General features: G+C 71.9%; 13 protein-coding genes. 10 read left to right on the top strand and 3 right to left on the bottom strand.

The window, feature by feature from the left end; translation table 11 throughout:
* Window positions 1-44: 44 nt before the first annotated feature.
* Window positions 45-206 (top strand): hypothetical protein, encoded by a 162-nt coding sequence (locus BLT99_RS17565; protein ID WP_157674957.1) that lies wholly within the window; start codon window positions 45-47, stop codon window positions 204-206.
* A 35-nt stretch (window positions 207-241) separates the two neighbouring features.
* Here the strand turns inward: BLT99_RS17565 and BLT99_RS08010 are convergent, their stop codons facing one another.
* Complete coding sequence (locus BLT99_RS08010) at window positions 242-1,675, bottom strand: RNB domain-containing ribonuclease (RefSeq protein ID WP_092670807.1); 1,434 nt, start codon at window positions 1,673-1,675, stop codon at window positions 242-244.
* Between the two features lie 98 nt (window positions 1,676-1,773).
* Here BLT99_RS08010 and BLT99_RS08005 point away from each other — a divergent pair, with 98 nt between their 5' ends.
* Window positions 1,774-3,540 (top strand): proline--tRNA ligase, encoded by a 1,767-nt coding sequence (locus BLT99_RS08005; protein ID WP_172802968.1) that lies wholly within the window; start codon window positions 1,774-1,776, stop codon window positions 3,538-3,540.
* A 69-nt stretch (window positions 3,541-3,609) separates the two neighbouring features.
* Here BLT99_RS08005 and BLT99_RS08000 read toward each other — a convergent pair whose 3' ends face one another.
* Window positions 3,610-4,419: a DUF1206 domain-containing protein gene (locus tag BLT99_RS08000; protein ID WP_092670805.1), complete on the bottom strand. Its 810-nt coding sequence runs from the start codon at window positions 4,417-4,419 to the stop codon at window positions 3,610-3,612.
* A gap of 232 nt (window positions 4,420-4,651) precedes the next feature.
* On the opposite strand from BLT99_RS08000, the gene BLT99_RS07995 reads away from it, so the two are divergent.
* The 5 genes from BLT99_RS07995 to rbfA all read left to right on the top strand — a co-directional run bounded on the left by BLT99_RS07995 (window position 4,652) and on the right by rbfA (window position 11,515).
* On the top strand, window positions 4,652-6,694 hold the full coding sequence (locus BLT99_RS07995) for a PhoX family protein (protein WP_092670803.1): 2,043 nt from the start codon (window positions 4,652-4,654) through the stop codon (window positions 6,692-6,694).
* A 122-nt stretch (window positions 6,695-6,816) separates the two neighbouring features.
* A complete protein-coding gene (gene nusA, locus BLT99_RS07990; protein WP_092670801.1) occupies window positions 6,817-7,815 on the top strand; it encodes a transcription termination factor NusA in 999 nt (332 codons plus the stop codon).
* A 54-nt stretch (window positions 7,816-7,869) separates the two neighbouring features.
* The gene (locus BLT99_RS07985) at window positions 7,870-8,115 is read left to right on the top strand and encodes a YlxR family protein (protein WP_092670799.1); all 246 of its coding nucleotides are present in this window, start codon (window positions 7,870-7,872) and stop codon (window positions 8,113-8,115) included.
* 85 nt (window positions 8,116-8,200) lie between these two features.
* The gene (gene infB / locus BLT99_RS07980) at window positions 8,201-10,981 is read left to right on the top strand and encodes a translation initiation factor IF-2 (protein ID WP_092670797.1); all 2,781 of its coding nucleotides are present in this window, start codon (window positions 8,201-8,203) and stop codon (window positions 10,979-10,981) included.
* Window positions 10,982-11,041: 60 nt separating this feature from the next.
* Window positions 11,042-11,515, top strand: coding sequence for a 30S ribosome-binding factor RbfA (gene rbfA, locus BLT99_RS07975; RefSeq protein ID WP_092670795.1), 474 nt, complete (start codon window positions 11,042-11,044; stop codon window positions 11,513-11,515).
* Window positions 11,516-11,536: 21 nt separating this feature from the next.
* On the opposite strand, the gene BLT99_RS07970 is transcribed toward rbfA, so the two are convergent.
* Window positions 11,537-12,463, bottom strand: a complete 927-nt coding sequence (locus BLT99_RS07970) for a LysR family transcriptional regulator (protein ID WP_229724762.1) — start codon at window positions 12,461-12,463, stop codon at window positions 11,537-11,539.
* Between the two features lie 127 nt (window positions 12,464-12,590).
* Between BLT99_RS07970 and BLT99_RS07965 the strand changes: the two genes are divergently transcribed.
* From BLT99_RS07965 to BLT99_RS07955, 3 genes are all read left to right on the top strand, one after another.
* The gene (locus BLT99_RS07965) at window positions 12,591-13,955 is read left to right on the top strand and encodes an MFS transporter (RefSeq protein WP_092670791.1); all 1,365 of its coding nucleotides are present in this window, start codon (window positions 12,591-12,593) and stop codon (window positions 13,953-13,955) included.
* A 143-nt stretch (window positions 13,956-14,098) separates the two neighbouring features.
* Window positions 14,099-15,802, top strand: coding sequence for an FAD-dependent oxidoreductase (locus BLT99_RS18170; protein ID WP_092670789.1), 1,704 nt, complete (start codon window positions 14,099-14,101; stop codon window positions 15,800-15,802).
* Window positions 15,799-17,205, top strand: a complete 1,407-nt coding sequence (locus tag BLT99_RS07955; protein ID WP_092670787.1) for an adenylate/guanylate cyclase domain-containing protein — start codon at window positions 15,799-15,801, stop codon at window positions 17,203-17,205. Before BLT99_RS18170 ends, BLT99_RS07955 begins: the two co-directional genes overlap by 4 nt.
* Window positions 17,206-17,225 lie beyond the last annotated feature (20 nt).

Genomic DNA, 17,225 nt, shown 5'->3' with positions numbered 1-17,225 from the left:
GGGATGACCGCGTACGCGGCATCCGATCGCGAGAGGGGACCGCGATGAACGGAGACGGCGCGCAGTTCGAGTATCCCGACGAGGCCGGATACCCCGATGGCATGGGTACCCTCCACGAGGGCACCGAGGACGCGGCCGACGAGGCCGAGGCCGAGGTCGACCACTTCGCCATGGAGGACGACGAGGACGACGACGAGGACGTCTGACCGTTCGCCGGGCTCGCCGGGTTCGCCGGCGAGCTTCAGGCGGCCGCCCGGAACTCCACCGTGCCCGTGCGGATGTCGGCCCGCTCGAGGACGACCGCCAGCACCGCGCCGGGACGTGCGGCCGCGGTCGCCTCGCACATCGCCGTGACGGCCGGGTCGGTGAGCTGGATGACCGCCCATCCGTTCCGCAGCTGCAGCACCGTCGCCTCGAACCGCTCGCCGACGCGCTCGGCGAGCACCGCCGCCTCGACCCGTGCGATCGAAGCGGCGTCGAGCTGCGCGGCCCGCTGCGACGAGGCGCCCATGAGCGACGGCAGCTGCGCGAGCGATGCGCGCGCCCACCCGGGCACCTCATGGCCGCCGGCGACGGCCGCGCAGACCACGAGGCCCCACCGGTCGACGAGACGGCGAAGGGGTGCCGTGACGTGCGCGTACGGCGCCGCGAGCGCCGACTGCACGGGATCGTTCGGCACGGTCCCGTCCATCGCCGCATAGCCCGCGCCCCGGAACAGGCCGCCTGCCGCCTGGAGGATCGCGAGCGACGCCGGTTCGTCGCGGGGCAGCCCGCGCAGGTATTCCCCGTAGCCGATCGAATCGGGCCACGGCCGCCCGAGGGCCTCGGCCTGGCGACGGAACGACGCGACGTCCTCATCGGAGGGCTTCGGCATCGTGCGGAGGATGCCCACGCGCGCCGCGATCATGAGCTCGGCCGCGGCCATGCCGGTCATCAGCGAGAGTTGCGCGTTCCAGTCCTCGACGGGCAGCAGGCGTCGGCGTTCCAACGCGTAGCCGCCCGCGGGCGTGCGCACGATCTGCTCCTCGGGGATGTTGAGACTGGCGCCGCCGCGCGCACGCTCCTGCTCGGCGCGCAACTCGCCGATCTCGCGGAGGAGCGCGAGCGACCCGTCCGGGGACTCCGAGTCCACGCGGCGCTGCGCCTCGACGTAGTCGAGCTGTTCGCGCGAACGGACCAGCGCGCGCTCGAGGCGGGTCGCGGCGACCGCACCCGCCTCGTCGAGGTCGAACGACCACACGTACGCGCTCCGGTCGACGCCGGGCAGGAGCGACGCCCGGTCCTCGCCGAGCACGGGCGGATGCAACGGCACGCGTCCGTCGGCGGCGTAGAGCGTCTGGCCGCGTTCGCGGGCCTCCATGTCGATCGCGCCGTCCGGACGGACGAACCCCGGCACGTCGGCGATCGCGTAGTCGACGGTGTACCCGCCGGGTCGGCGGGCCAGGTGGAGTGCCTGGTCGAGGTCGCGCGAGCCGGCCGGATCGATCGTGACGAAGCCGAGGTCCCGTCGATCGGCCGAGGGCGGGGGTGCCGCGGATGTCGTGCCCTCCGCCTCGGCGAGCACGGCGTCGGGGAATCCGTCGGGAAGGTCCATCTGCTGCCGGAGCTCGGCGAGCGCCGCGGCGAGCTCGCCCTGTGCGGCGGAGCCGGCGACGTGCGGTCGGCGTCGGGGCATGGCCCCAGCCTAGGCGCGCTCGTTCCCCGCGCCGCCGGACGCGGCGGGCTTCCGTCGAGCGCGCGGACGCGTCATCCGCATCTCAGTAGAATTCTCCGGTGCCCACTCGCCTGACGAACTTCTTCCTCCGCACGCTCCGCGAAGACCCGGCCGACGCCGAGGTCACGAGCCACAAGCTGCTCGTCCGCGCCGGCTACATCCGGCGCCAGGCGCCCGGCGTGTTCGCCTGGCTGCCGCTCGGCCTGCGCGTGAAGGCGAAGATCGAGCGCGTCATCCGCGAGGAGATGGAGCGCGCCGGTGCGCACGAGGTGCACTTCCCGGCGCTCCTGCCGCGCGAGCCGTACGAGCAGACGGGGCGCTGGACGGAGTACGGCGACGCGCTCTTCCGCCTCAAGGACCGCAAGGAGGCGGACTACCTCCTCGCACCCACGCACGAGGAGGTCTTCACGCTGCTCGTGAAGGACCTCTACTCGTCGTACAAGGAGCTGCCCCTCACGATCTACCAGATCCAGGACAAGTACCGCGACGAGGCGCGGCCGCGTGCCGGCCTGCTGCGTGGGCGCGAGTTCACGATGAAGGACGCGTACTCGTTCGACGTCACCGACGACGGACTCGACGCCAGCTACCAGGCGCAGCGCGAGGCGTACGAGCGCATCTTCGAGCGGCTCGGACTCGACTACGTGATCGTGCAGGCCGATGCCGGTGCGATGGGCGGCTCGAAGTCCGAGGAGTTCCTGCACCCCACCCCGGTGGGCGAGGACACGTTCGTCCGTTCGGCCGGCGGCTATGCGGCGAACGTGGAGGCGTTCACGACCGTCGCGCCCGAGCCCATCCCGTTCGACGGACTGCCGGCACCCGAGGTGCTCGATTCGCCCAACACGCCGACGATCGCCACGCTCGTCGACCTCGCGAACCTCGAGTACCCGCGCCCCGACGGCCGCGACTGGACCGCCGCGGACACGCTGAAGAACGTGGTGCTCGCGCTCACGCACCCCGACCACACGCGCGAGGTCGTCGTCGTCGGCATTCCCGGCGACCGCGAGATCGACGCCAAGCGCGTCGAGGTGGCGTTCGCTCCCGCTGAGGTCGAGGCGGCGACCGAGGCCGACTTCGCGAAGCACCCGGGCCTCGTGAAGGGCTACATCGGGCCCTGGTCGCCCGAGGGGCCCGTCTTCGGCGCCGAGTCCTCCACGGGCCTCCGCTTCTTCCTCGACCCGCGCGTCGTCGATGGCACCGAGTGGATCACCGGCGCGAACGTCGACGAGCAGCACGTGTTCGGGCTCGTCGCGGGCCGCGACTTCACGGCCGACGGCACGATCGAGGCCGCGAACGTGCGCGATGGCGACCCGGCACCGGATGGCTCGGGACCCGTCGAGCTGGCCCGCGGCATGGAGATCGGCCACGTGTTCCAGCTCGGCCGCAAGTACGCCGAGGCGCTGGGCCTGAAGGTGCTCGACGAGAACGGCAAGCTCGCGACCGTGACGATGGGCTCGTACGGCATCGGAGTCACGCGCATCCTCGCGATCATCGCCGAACTGCACAACGACGACAAGGGCCTCGTGTGGCCCGCGGCCGTCGCGCCGTTCGACGTGCACGTGCTCGCGACGGGCAAGGACGCCGCGGCGTTCGACGCCGCCGAGCGCGTGGTCGCCGACCTCGAGTCGGCCGGGTTCGAGGTGCTCTACGACGACCGGCCCAAGCTCTCACCCGGCGTGAAGTTCGCCGATGCCGAGCTCATCGGCGTGCCGAAGATCGTGATCGCCGGACGCGGCGTCGCCGACGGCGTCGTCGAGGTATGGGACCGCGAGTCCGGGGAGCGCTCGAGCGTCCCGATCGAGGGAGTGCGGCAGGCCCTCGGCCGCTGAGCCCGCCTCGACGACGACGCCCCCGACCGCTCCGCGCGCGGAGCATCGGGGGCGTCGTCGTTCGTGGGATCACATACGCGCGTAGCGGGCCCGGGCGAAGCAGAAGATGCCGTAGACGATCAGGCCCGCGCCGATCAGCCACAGGATGAACGTGCCGAAGGGCAGCGCGACGAGGCTCTTGAGCGCAGCGTCGAGTCCACCCGCCTTCTCGGGGTCGTGCGTGAGGGCGGCGATGACGAAGAGCACGCCCACCACGGCGACCGCGATGCCCTTGGCGATGTAGCCGACGACACCGAAGGTGACGATGCCCTTGCGGGGGGCCGGACTGCCTGGGAGGTCGAGGTGCTTCTCGAACGAGCGCTTGGCGCCGCGATACACGAACGCGATGCCGACGCCGAGGATGACGAGCCCGACGAGCACGAGCAGGAACACGCCGCCCGGTGTGGCGAGCAGCTGCGCGCTGAGCGTCTGGGACGACTGCGACGAGTCCTGACGCCCGCCGAGCGCGTAGACGAGCGCGGTGACGCCGATCGCGATGTAGGCGACCGCGGTGCCGAGGTACTTGACGCGGTAGCCCCACTTCTTCTTGGTGTCGGGGTTCCGCTCGAGGAACGCCTGGACGATCTGCCAGATGCCCAATGCGAACAATCCGAGCGCGATGACCCAGAGCAGCACCCCGCCGAAGGGCCAGCTCGCGACCTGCTGCATGGCGCCACCCTGGTCGGCCTCTCCGCCCGCGCCCTGGGCGACGGAGATGGCGATCGCACCGATCACGATGTGGACGATGCCGAGGACGACGTATCCGACGCGCGCGAGCGTGCGGAGGATCGTCGAGTTCTGCGCCGCGCTGGCGGCGGCCTTACCGGAAGCCGTGGTCATGCGCTCAGCGTGCCGCTCGTGAACCGACCTCGGCAAGGGCCTTGCCTCCGCTTGCGCGACGCGCTTCGGCGGTGGTAGGGCGCGGGCGCACATCGTGATTCGCACACCGGACCGACGCCGTTCACTCGCCGGACACCGTCGCGCCGCCACTGGGCCATGCCCCCTCGGGAGGCTCGGCGCGTCCCCTCCGGCCCGAACGCGCAGAGATCCGCGCACTGAACGAGGAGCTGCCATGACGATCCCCGAACTCCGCATCACGCCCGTCTCCCACGCCGTCGGCAAGCGTTCGCCCGTCACCTGCCGCCTGAAGTGCGCCGACGCGTGCCTCGGACCTGAGTGCAACACGTCTGCGAACCCGCACTTCCGGGACATCGCGTCGTCGGCGATCTCGCGCCGCTCCGTGCTCGGCCTCGGCGTGGCCGGCGCGATCGGCCTCATCCTCGGCGACGCCGCCGGGCGCGGGCAGGTCAGCCCGGCGTTCGCGGCGAAGCCGGGGACGGCAGGGCTCGCGTTCGATCCGATCGCGCCGGTCGGCCGCCTGGTCGACGAGTTCACGGTGCCGGCCGGGTACCGCTGGCAGCCCATCATCCGTTGGGGCGACCCGCTGTTCTCGTCGATTCCGTCGTTCGACTTCGACGCGCAGACGGCCGAGGCGCAGGCCGGCCAGTTCGGCTACAACAACGACTACCTCGATATCATCGCCGATCCGAGCGGCAAGACGGGCGTGCTCGTGACCAACCACGAGTACGTCAACCCGAACCTGATGTTCACCCCCACCGCCGATGCCGCTGAGCTCCGCCGCCGAGGCGAGATCTCCAAGGCCGCGATGGGCATGGCCGTCGTCGAGGTGGAGCGGAGGCGCGTGGGCGAGCCGTGGCACTACGTCGTCGACGGACGACGCAACCGGCGGGTGACCGTCGAGACGGTGTTCGAACTCACGGGTCCGGCCGCCGGCTCCGACCTCGTGACGACCGCGGACGACCCCGAGGGGCGCTGGGTCAAGGGGACCCTCGGCAACTGCGCGGGCGGCACGACGCCGTGGGGCACCGTCCTCTCGGGTGAGGAGAACTTCAACGGCTACTTCGCCTGGGCCGCCGACACCGCGGCGCAGAAGCGCTACAGCGGCACGGCGACCACGACGACCGAGACGGGGTGGGAGCAGTACGACGCGCGGTTCGACGCGCACGACCCCCGCTTCGTGAACGAGCCGAACCGCTTCGGGTACATCGTCGAGATCGACCCCAGCGACCCGACCTCGACGCCGAGGAAGCACACCGCGATGGGACGCTTCAAGCACGAGGGCGCCAACGTGACGATCGCGGAGGACGGCCGGGTCGTGGCGTACATGGGCGACGACGAGCGCAACGACTACCTGTACAAGTTCGTGTCGAAGGGCCGGTACACGGCGGCGACCTCGACCGGCGCGCGCCGCAGGAACATGGAGCTGCTCAGCGAGGGCGACCTGTTCGTGGCGCGCTTCACCGGCAATTCACCGGCCGCAGAGATCACGGGCACCCGTGCCCTGCCCAGCGACGGCGCGTTCGACGGCGTGGGCGAGTGGATCGCACTGACGCGCGACGGCGAGAGCGTCGTGCCCGGGATGTCGACGCAGCAGGTGCTGGTGTACACCCGCCTCGCCGCCGACCTGGTCGGCGCCACGAAGATGGACCGACCCGAGGACGTCGAGCCGAGCCCGCTGACCGGCAAGGTGTACCTCGCGCTCACGAACAACAGCAACCGCGGCCGGACCGCCCCGCTGGACGAGGCGAACCCCATCACGGGCAACCGCTACGGCCACGTGGTCGAGCTCACCGAGACCGCCGGCCAGGCGGGGGAGACGTTCGGGTGGAGCATCCTCCTGCTCTGCGGCGACCCGGCGACGACCGCCTCCACCTACTTCGCGGGATTCCCGAAGGAGCTCGTGTCGCCGATCTCGTGCCCCGACAACGTCGCGTTCGACTCCGAGGGCAACCTCTGGATCTCGACGGATGGCGCTCCGAGCACCATCGGCTACAACGACGGCCTGTTCCGCGTGCCCCTCGAGGGGCCCGAACGCGGGAACGTGCAGCAGTTCCTGTCGGTGCCGCGCGAGGCCGAGACGTGCGGCCCGGTGATCCACGACCGCGAGGGCCTCGTCTTCGTCGCCGTCCAGCACCCGGGCGAGAACGGAGCCGTCGGTGCCCAGACCTCGTTCTTCCCGGACTACGTCGCCGAGCACGGCGACGGAACGGTCGCGGCACCTCGCCCGTCCGTCGTCCAGGTCTGGCGCGGCTGAGCCCGGGATCGACCGCGAGGGCGGGGGCGCCGCGGCATTCCCCGCCCTCCGCGGCATCCGCTACGCTTGAGTGTTCCGCCGACGAGGGGAGGCGGATTGAGAGCTGAATAGAGGAGGCCGTAATGGACATCGACCTCACCGTGCTCCGCATGATGGAGCGCGAGAAGGAGATCCCGTTCGACGAACTGGTGCAGATCATCGAGCAGGCGATCCTGATGGCCTACCTCAAGCACACCAATCCCGGCCAGCACGGCCACGCCAACCCCAAGGGCGCCCGTGCGCACCTCGATCGCAAGACGGGTCACGTCTCGATCTACGTCCCCGAGTACGACGAGAACGGCGACGTCATCGGCGAGGCCGAGGACAGCCCGAGCGACTTCGGCCGGATCGCCGCGTTCGCGGCGAAGCAGGTCATCAACCAGCGCCTGCGCGACATCGCCGACGACGCCGTGCTCGGCGAGTTCCGCGGTCGCGAGGGCGACATCGTCGCGGGGGTCATCCAGCAGGGGCCGAACCCGCGGATGGTGCACATCGACCTCGGCACGGTCGAGGCGATCCTGCCGCCCGAGGAGCAGGTGCCCGGCGAGGAGTACCCGCACGGGCAGCGGATCCGCGTCTACGTGACCAGCGTCGCGAAGGGCGCCAAGGGGCCCTCGATCACGGTGTCGCGAACGCACCCGGCCCTCGTCCGCAAGCTGTTCGCCCTCGAGGTGCCCGAGATCGCGTCCGGCGTCGTCGAGATCGTGTCGCTCGCACGCGAGGCGGGTCACCGCTCGAAGATCGCGGTCCGCGCCACCCAGCCCGGCGTGAACGCCAAGGGCGCGTGCATCGGCGAGCTCGGCCAGCGCGTGCGCGCGGTGACCGCCGAGCTCGGCAACGAGAAGATCGACATCGTCGACTGGAACGAGGACCTCGCGACCTTCGTCGCGAGCGCCCTGTCGCCCGCCAAGGTCACGAGCGCGTTCGTGATCGACGAGAACACCCGCGCGGTGCGCGCACTCGTCCCCGACTACCAGCTCTCGCTCGCGATCGGCAAGGAGGGCCAGAACGCCCGTCTCGCCGCGAAGCTCACCGGCGCGAAGATCGACATCCAGCCCGACTCGATCCTCGACCAGGCGTGATCCCGGGCCGCGCCGCGCTCCCGCGCGCCGAGGCGCACGGGGCGGAGGTGTAGGATGGAACCCGTCAGAACGTGCATCGGATGCCGTTCGCGCGCTCCACGGTCCTCGCTTCTGAGGGTCGTCGCCCAGCAATCACGAGTCCTCGCCGACGAATCGGCGGTGCTCGACGGGCGCGGCGCGTGGCTGCATCCGACGCTCGAGTGCTTCCGACTCGCCCAGCGGCGGCGCGCCTTCGGGCGCGCGCTCCGCTTGCAGGGCGAGCTGGACACATCCGATCTGGAAAAAAGGTTGAACGGCTAATGGACAACTCATGAGCGGCTCGAAATGAGACCCGTCCGCCATTGATGGTCCCCCTGTTTCGGGGAGGACCCGGAACAGGAGAGAAGTGGCTGCCAAACCACGCGTACACGAGATCGCCAGCGAACTCGGCGTCGACAGCAAGCTCGCGCTCGAGAAGCTGAAGGAGATGGGCGAATACGTCAAGGGCCCGTCGTCCTCGATCGAACCCCCCGTCGCGCGCCGCCTGCGCGCCGCCCTCGAGGCGGCCGGCGGCGCGGCGAAGACCGCCGACGCGCCGAAGCCGGCCGCGGCGAAGCCGGGCCCCAAGCCCGGCCCGAAGGCCCCGACCGCCCCCGCCGCACCCGCGGCGCCGGCCGACGCGCCCATGAGCGTCGCCGAACGCCAGGCGCAGGCCGAGCAGAAGGCCGCCCAGGCGGCGGCCGAGAAGGCTGCGGCCTCGACGTCCGACGCGCCCGCGCCGGCTGCTCCCGAAGCGCCCAAGCCCGCGGCCGCCGGCCCCAAGCCCGGCGACGTCGCGCGCCCCGCCGCGCCCAAGCCCGGCCAGAGCATCCCGCGTCCCGCGCCGCGCCCCGGCGCGCCGCGTCCCGGCAACAACCCCTACTCGAGCTCGCAGGGCATGGGCCAGCGGCCCAGCCAGCCGCGTCCGGGCAACAACCCGTTCGCGAGCTCGCAGGGCATGGGCCAGCGCCCGACGCCCGGCAACATCCCGCGGCCCCAGCCGCCGCGTCCCGGCGCCCCGCGTCCCGGGGCGCCGCGACCGGGCGGCGGCGGTCGTCCCGGCGGCGGCGGCTTCCAGCGCCCCGGCGGCGGTGGCGGCGGTCCTCGTCCCGGCGGCGCCGGCGGCGGCTTCCGTCCGGGCGGAGCGCCCGGCGGCGGCTTCGGCGGCCCGCGCCCCGCGGGCGGCGGCGGTCGTGGTCGCGGCCCCGGCGGCGGCACGGCGGGTGCGTTCGGTCGTGGCGGCGGCAAGTCCAAGGCCCGCAAGTCGAAGCGCACGAAGCGGCAGGAATTCGAGATGCGGGAGGCGCCGTCGCTCGGCGGCGTGAGCGTCCCCCGCGGCGACGGCAACACCGTCATCCGACTGCGCCGCGGCGCCTCGATCTCCGACTTCGCCGACAAGATCGACGCGAACCCCGGTTCGCTCGTCACGGTGCTGTTCCACCTCGGTGAGATGGCGACCGCGACCGAGTCGCTCGACGAGGCGACGTTCGAGGTGCTCGGCGCCGAGCTCGGCTACAAGATCCAGGTCGTCTCTCCTGAAGACGAGGACCGAGAGCTCCTCGAGGGCTTCGACATCGACCTCGACCAGGAGCTCGAGGACGAGACCGACGAGGAGCTCCAGGCGCGTCCGCCGGTCGTGACCGTCATGGGTCACGTCGACCACGGTAAGACGCGACTGCTCGACGCCATCCGCAACGCGAACGTCGTGGCGGGCGAGGCCGGCGGCATCACCCAGCACATCGGTGCGTACCAGGTGCACACCGAGCACGAGGGCGTCGACCGGGCGATCACCTTCATCGACACCCCGGGTCACGAGGCGTTCACCGCCATGCGTGCCCGTGGCGCGCAGGTGACCGACATCGCGATCCTCGTGGTCGCCGCCGACGACGGCATCATGCCGCAGACGATCGAGGCGCTGAACCACGCGCAGTCGGCCGACGTGCCGATCGTGGTCGCGGTGAACAAGATCGACAAGCCCGACGCGAATCCCGGCAAGGTGCGCCAGCAGCTCACCGAGTTCGGCCTCGTGGCCGAGGAGTACGGCGGCGACGTCATGTTCGTCGACGTCTCGGCGCGCGAGAACATCGGCATCCAGGACCTGCTCGACGCGGTGCTCCTGACCGCTGACGCCGGGCTCGACCTGCGGGCCAACCCCGACAAGGACGCGCGAGGCGTGGCCATCGAGGCCAAGCTCGACAAGGGCCGCGGCGCCGTGGCGACCGTGCTCATCCAGTCGGGCACGCTCAAGGTCGGCGACGCGATCGTCGCGGGCACGGCCTACGGCCGCGTCCGGGCGATGAGCGACGAGAACGGCGAGCCCGTGGCCGCCGCGACCCCGTCGCGTCCCGTCCAGGTGCAGGGCCTCTCGAGCGTCCCGCGCGCCGGCGACACCTTCCTCGTCACCGAGGAGGACCGCACGGCCCGCCAGATCGCCGAGAAGCGCGAAGCCGCCGAACGCAACGCGCAGCTGGCCAAGGCCCGCAAGCGCATCTCGCTCGAGGACTTCACGCGTGCGCTGGAAGAGGGCAAGGTCGAGGCGCTCAACCTCATCATCAAGGGCGACGTGTCGGGTGCCGTCGAGGCGCTCGAGGAATCGCTCATGAAGATCGAGGTCGACGAGTCGGTGCAGCTGCGCATCCTCCACCGCGGTGTGGGCGCCGTCACCGAGAGCGACATCGACCTGGCGACGATCGACAACGCGATCGTCATCGGGTTCAACGTCCGGCCCGACGTCAAGGCTCGCGAGCGCGCCGCCCGCGAGGGTGTCGACGTCCGCTTCTACAACGTCATCTACAACGCGATCGACGACATCGAGAACTCGCTCAAGGGCATGCTCAAGCCCGAGTTCGAAGAGGTGCAGTCGGGTGTCGCCGAGATCCGCGAGGTGTTCCGCTCCTCCAAGTTCGGCAACATCGCCGGTGTCATCGTGCGGTCGGGAACGATCACGCGCAACGCCAAGGCACGCGTCATCCGCGATGGCGTGGTCGTCGGCGACAACCTCGCGATCGAGTCGCTCCGCCGGTTCAAGGACGACGTCACCGAGGTCCGCACGGACTTCGAGGCGGGCATCGGCCTCGGCAAGTACAACGACATCCAGGTCGGCGACGAGATCGAGACCATCGAGATGCGCGAGAAGCCGCGGGCCTAGTGTCCCGGTCCGAGGGGGCGGTGCTCCGCCCCCTCGGCTCATGCTTCGAAAGGAGTCCCCATGGCCGACCCCCAGCGCGCCAGGAAGCTGGCCGACCGCATCAAGGAGATCGTCGCGCGACGCCTCGACAAGGGGCTTCGCGACCCGCGGCTCGGGTTCGTGACGATCACCGACGTCCGCGTGACGGGCGACCTGCAGCACGCGAGCATCTTCTACACCGTGTACGGCACCGACGAGGAGCGCCGGGACTCGGCGCTCGCGCTCAAGGCCGCGACCGGCATGCTCCGCAGCGAGGTCGGGCGCAACATCACGGCGCGGCTGACGCCCACGCTCGAGTTCATCGCCGACGCGGTTCCCGAGAACGCGAAGCACATCGAGGACCTCCTGCGCGAGGCGCGTGAGCGCGACGCCGAGACCTCGGCCGTCGCCGCGACGGCGGACTACGCCGGCGATGCCGACCCGTACGTCAAGCCGCGCGACCTCGACGCCGACGACGACGACCTCGACGACCGCGACGAGGACTTGCGGGCCTGAGCCCGCTTCCGCACCCTTCGGTCACGCCGCGGTGAGGCGGCCGCGCCCGAGCAGGGCGTCGGCCGCCTCCGTCATCCGCGCCCGCAGCGCCGCGATGTAGGCGACCGCGGTCGGTTGGCGGAGGGCCTCCGGGCGGCAGACGAGCCAGTACGGCAGGCGCTCCTCGACCTCGTCGGGGAACAGCCGCACGAGGTCGTCGTGCGGGTCGGCGAGGAACGCCGGAAGCAGTCCGTAGCCCGCGCCCGCGCGCGTGGCATCCACGTGCACGTACACGTTCGTGCTCGAGACGGCGTCGACCATGCCGCGGGTCGGCCGGCGCGCCTCGTCGAGCGCATCGACCTGCAGCATCGACTCGATGAAGTAGACGAGCGGTGCACCCGAGAGCTCCGCCATCGACGCCGGCGTGCCGTTGCGGTCGAGGAAGTCCCGGCCGGCGTAGAGGCCGAGGACGTAGTCGCCCAGGTGGATGGCCTCGGCACGCTGGACGTGCGGGCGCCCGACGACGACCTCCAGATCGACCCCCACGCGCTGCTGCGCGGCGCGACGGGTCGCCGCGACGATCTCGAGCGAGACATCCGGATGGCGCGACCGCAGCGCGGCCATCGCGGGCGCCGCGATGAACCCGCTGAACCCGTCGGTCGCCGAGAGCCGCACGACCCCCGCGAGCACCGGCGCGTCGTCGGGGGAGAGGCGCCGCATCGCGCGCTCGACGTCCTCGGCCGCCGCGAGCGCGTGCTCGCCGAGCGGCGTCAGCACCCAGCCCGCGGCGCCGCGCGCGAGGACGCGTCCGCCGAGCGCCTGCTCGAGCGCCTCGATGCGACGCGCGATCGTCGTGTGGTTCAGGCCGAGCTGCTCGGCAGCCCCCGTGAAGCGGCCTTCACGGGCGACGGCGAGCAGCACGATGAGGTCATCGGCGCTCGGCGGGCGACGCGTGGGGATCGGTGACACGGTGTGCAGTTTCGCACAACATGGTCGCGCATGTGGCCATTGGAATGCAGAAGGTTGCACGACAGACTCGGTCGTTGACGCGAGAGCGTCCGACATCCCCCAACGTCGTCATGCAAAGGAGCATCGAATGACCCAGGCACCCGTCCGGGACACGACCGACGCCACCCCCACCTCGGGCCTGCGCCGGGTCGTCACCGCGTCGATGGCCGGCACCGTGGTCGAGTGGTACGAGTTCTTCCTCTACGCCTCGGCCGCCACACTCGTGTTCGGCACCGTCTTCTTCCCACCGTCCGACGACCCGTTCGCCGGCATCATCGCGGCGTTCCTGACCTACGCGGTCGGGTTCATCGCGCGTCCGCTCGGCGGCATCGTCTTCGGCCACCTGGGCGACAAGTACGGCCGCAAGAAGCTGCTCCAGTTCAGCATCATCCTCATCGGCGTCGCGACGTTCCTGATCGGCTGCCTGCCGACGTACGCCCAGATCGGCCTGGCCGCACCGGCCCTGCTCGTGCTGCTCCGCTTCCTGCAGGGCTTCGCGCTCGGCGGCGAGTGGGGCGGCGCAGTGCTGCTGGTCGCCGAGCACAGCCCGTCGAAGAGCCGCGGATTCTGGGCCAGCTGGCCGCAGGCCGCCGTGCCGGTGGGCAACCTGCTCGCGACGCTCGTGCTGTTCGTGCTGTCGTCGACGCTCACCGAGGAGGCGTTCCTGGGCTGGGGCTGGCGCGTGGCGTTCTGGCTGTCGGCCGTGATCGTCCTCATCGGCTGGTACATCCGCACCAAGGTCACCGACGCGCCCATCTTCCTCGAGATGCAGGCCGAGCGCGAGCAGGCGAAGGCCACCAGCTACGGGGTGCTCGAGGTCATCAAGCGCTACCCGCGCGGCGTCGTCACCGCGATGGGCCTCCGCGTGGCCGAGAACATCCTGTACTACGTCGTGGTGACCTTCTCGATCGTCTACCTCACGCAGGTCGTGAAGGAGGGCACCGCCAACACGCTGCTGATCCTCGTCGGCGCGCACGTCGTGCACTTCGTCGCCATTCCCATCGCGGGTCGCCTCTCCGACCGCCTGGGCCGCAAGCCGGTCTACGCCGCGGGCGCGATCCTGGGTGCGACGTGGGCCTTCTTCGCCTTCCCGCTCATGGACACCGCGAACCCGCTGGTGATCTGGTCCGCGATCGCGCTCGGCCTGGTCTTCCACGCCCTCATGTACGCCGCGCAGCCGGCGATCATGGCCGAGATGTTCCCGACGCGCATGCGCTACTCGGGCGTCTCGCTCGGCTACCAGGTGACGTCGATCTTCGCGGGCTCGCTCGCGCCGATCATCGCCACGGCCCTGCTCGGCCAGTTCGGATCGAGCGTGCCGATCGCGATCTACGTCGCGGTCGCCTGCGCGATCACGCTCGTGGCGGTGGCGGCGGCCCGCGAGACGCGCGGCCTCGACCTGCGGGCGGTCGACGAGGCCGACCGCGAGCGGGTCGCCGCGACGGCCGGCTGATCGGCGTCGCATGACGGATGCCCCGGGGCGACCCCCCCGGGGCATCCGCGTGTCCGCGGACGGATGCTGTCGTGCGCCCGGGACCGCGGAGTACTGTGTCCTGAGCGGCGGGGGAGCCCGCGTCCCGCCGGGGAGGAGTGGGCATGCCGACCTCAGCGCCGCCGGTCATCCTCGTCGTCACGCGCGACGACGATGCGCGCGCGTCGATCGTCGCCGAGCTGGCGAGGCGATACGGCGCCGACTACCGCATCGACGAGGCGCTCGACGAGCGCGCGGCCGCGGCGCGCATCCACGCGCTCGCCGAGGCCGGCGGACTGCTCGCGCTCGTCCTCTCGGACCGTGCGGGCGACATCGACAGGCGATCGCTGTTCGCCGTCGCGCGCCGCGAGTTCCCCGACGTGCGTCGAGGCCGCCTGATCGAGTGGGGCCAGTGGGGCGAACCCGGCGTGCGCGAGGAGATCCTGCGCCTGATGGGTGCGGGCGAGCTCGAGTACTACGTGATCCGCCCCTGGCATTCTCCCGACGAGTACTTCCACCGCACGATCACCGAGTTCCTGCTGGAGTGGGAGCGGTCCATCGGCCTGCGTCCACGCGAGGTCGCCGTGGTCGGGCGCGACGGGCTGCCCCGGACGCACGAGATCCGGAGCCTCCTCGCGCGCGGCGGCGTGCCGCACGAATGGCTCGATCCCGACTCGGATGCCGCGCGCGAACGGCTTGCTCGGTCGGGCATCACCGACACGCCGACCGAGCCGGTCGTGCTGCTGCTCGACGGCCGCGCGCTCCGCAACCCCGACAACGCGACGCTCGCGGCGGCGTACGGGCTGACGACCGCGTTGGACGACGCCCGCGATGCGGACGTCGTCGTGGTCGGTGCCGGACCCGGCGGGCTGGCCGCGGCGGTCTACGCGGCGTCGGAGGGCCTGGACGTGCTCGTCGTCGAACGCGAGTCGATCGGCGGCCAGGCCGGGTCGAGCTCGCTGATCCGCAACTACCTCGGGTTCGCACGCGGCATCTCGGGCTCGGAACTCGCGCAGCGCGCGTACCAGCAGGCGTGGGTGTTCGGCGCCCGGTTCGCGCACGCGCGCGAGGTGACGGGCATCGAGCGCACCGAGGGCGGATTCGTCGTCCGCGTGGCGCCGGGTGATGAGATCAGGTGTCGCTCGGTCGTGCTCGCCACCGGCGTCGCGTACCGACGGATCGACGTGGAGGAGCTCGAGCCGTTCGAGGGCGCCGGCGTGTTCTACGGCGCGTCCGCCGTCGAGGCGCAGGGCGTGTCGGGCAAGCCCGTGTTCGTCGTGGGCGGCGGCAACTCGGCGGGGCAGGCCGCGCTGCACCTCGCGCGGTACGCGTCATCCGTCACCCTGCTCGTGCGCGGTGCCGGCCTCGCCGCGAGCATGTCGCAGTACCTCATCGCCCAGCTCGAGGCGCAGGGCGTGGTGGTGCGGAACAATGCCGAGGTGGTCGGCGGGGGCGGCGAGGAGGGGCTCGAGCGCATCCTCGTGCGCGACCGGACCACGGGCGAGGTGGCCGAAGAGGCGTGCCGGGGGCTGTTCGTGCTCATCGGCGCCTCGCCGCGCACCGACTGGCTGCCGCCCGAGGTCCTGCGCGATCGGTGGGGCTACGTGCTCACCGGCCCCGCCGTGCTCGATGAGAACGGGCACCGCTGGCCGTTCGAACGCCCGCCGTTCCCGCACGAGACGAGCGTTCCCGGGGTGTTCGCGGTCGGCGACGCGCGTCGGGACTCGGTCAAGCGGGTCGCCTCGGCGGTCGGCGAGGGCTCGGTCGTCGTCTCCGCGGTGCATCGGCACCTGGCCAATCCGGATGGCAAGGCGGTGCCGGTGCGGTGACTGCCATCGTTCCGGGCACGGGGCCCGTCGCGCCGCCGCCGTCGCGGCGCGCGACCGCGCTGACGGTCGCGGCCCTCGCGCTGCCGCTCATCGGGCTGGCGATGCTGATCCTGCGACCGGTGCTCGACCTGCAGTGGGAGCACCAGCCGACCCACTTCTGGCTCGTGGCTGCGGTCGGGGCGATCAACGCGGCGCTCGCGTGGGTGGTCGGCGCGGCCGCGCGTCTGCGCCGCGACGCCCGGCTCGTCCTCGTCTCGCTGTCGTTCGGAGCCGCGGCCGGGTTCCTCGCCCTGCACGCGCTCGCGACGCCCGGCGTCCTGCTCGCCGAGAGCAACACCGGCTTCGCCCTCGCGACGCCGGTGGGCCTCACGGTGGCCGCCGTGTTCGCCGCATGGTCCAGCCTCGACCTCGACGGGGCGCACGGCGCGCGCGTCGTTCGCCTCGCACCGTGGCTCGTGGGCGGGCTCGTCGCCCTCATGGTGCTGTGGGGCGTCGTCTCGCTGCTGCGCCTCGGGCCCCTCGACGCCGCCGCACCACCCGAACGGACCACGGTGCCGTTCGCCGTGCTCGCCACGATCGGGTTGGCCTGCTACGCGGTCGCGGTGGTCCGCTACCTGCGGATGCCGCGCCATGCCGCCTCACCGCTGCCGCTGGCGTTCGCGGCGGCGTTCACCCTGCTGGCCGAGGCCGAGATCGCGGTCGTCGTGGGTCGCAACTGGCACCTCTCGTGGTGGGAGTGGCACGTGCTCATGCTCGCCGCGTTCATCATCATCGCGGTCGCGGCGCAGCGGTCGTGGCGCGAGGAGCGCTGGTCGGGCCTCTACACGCAGGACACCGCCGCGGGCGAGCGCGACGTGTCGGTCCTGTTCGCCGACCTGGCGGGATTCACGCACTTCTCGGAATCCCACGAGCCGGCCGAGGTGACCGCCATGCTGAACACCTACTTCACCGACGCCATCCCTCCGCTCGTCGAGCGGTTCGGCGGGCGCGTCGATCGCCTGATCGGCGATGCGGTCATGGCGGTGTTCGAATCGGATGGCTCGTCCGGCCCGTCGCACGCGCAGCGCGCCGCTGGCGCTGCGCTCGCCCTCCAGCAGGCGACGGGCGCCGTCGCCGCGGCGCATCCCGACTGGCCGCGCTTCCGCGTCGGCGTGAACTCGGGACGGGCCAACGTGGGCATCCTCGGGACCGGGGGCGGCCGCACCTACACCGTGATCGGCGACACCGTGAACGTGGCCTCGCGCATCGAGCATCGCGCGCCGGTCGGCGGGGTCGCGATCGCCGCGGCGACGCGCGAACGGCTGGGCGACGCGGCGATCACGCAGCCGCTGGGCGAGCTCGAGGTCGCCGGCCGCGACGCGCCCGTCGAGGCGCACCTGCTCGTGGGCCTCCAGGGCGTCTGACCCGGGTCGCACGTCGTCAG

Origin of the sequence: Agromyces flavus, from assembly GCF_900104685.1 — a bacterium.
GTDB classification, from domain to species: domain Bacteria; phylum Actinomycetota; class Actinomycetes; order Actinomycetales; family Microbacteriaceae; genus Agromyces; species Agromyces flavus.
This window is presented reverse-complemented; position numbering and strand designations above follow the sequence as displayed.

Excerpts from the sequence above, each read along its gene's own strand:
- BLT99_RS17565 (WP_157674957.1), top strand. The coding sequence starts at position 45 with ATGAACGGAGACGGCGCGCAGTTCGAGTATCCCGACGAGGCCGGATAC.
- BLT99_RS08010 (WP_092670807.1), bottom strand. The coding sequence starts at position 1,675 with ATGCCCCGACGCCGACCGCACGTCGCCGGCTCCGCCGCACAGGGCGAG.
- BLT99_RS08000 (WP_092670805.1), bottom strand. The coding sequence starts at position 4,419 with ATGACCACGGCTTCCGGTAAGGCCGCCGCCAGCGCGGCGCAGAACTCG.
- BLT99_RS07995 (WP_092670803.1), top strand. The coding sequence starts at position 4,652 with ATGACGATCCCCGAACTCCGCATCACGCCCGTCTCCCACGCCGTCGGC.
- nusA (WP_092670801.1), top strand. The coding sequence starts at position 6,817 with ATGGACATCGACCTCACCGTGCTCCGCATGATGGAGCGCGAGAAGGAG.
- BLT99_RS07985 (WP_092670799.1), top strand. The coding sequence starts at position 7,870 with ATGGAACCCGTCAGAACGTGCATCGGATGCCGTTCGCGCGCTCCACGG.
- rbfA (WP_092670795.1), top strand. The coding sequence starts at position 11,042 with ATGGCCGACCCCCAGCGCGCCAGGAAGCTGGCCGACCGCATCAAGGAG.
- BLT99_RS07965 (WP_092670791.1), top strand. The coding sequence starts at position 12,591 with ATGACCCAGGCACCCGTCCGGGACACGACCGACGCCACCCCCACCTCG.
- BLT99_RS18170 (WP_092670789.1), top strand. The coding sequence starts at position 14,099 with ATGCCGACCTCAGCGCCGCCGGTCATCCTCGTCGTCACGCGCGACGAC.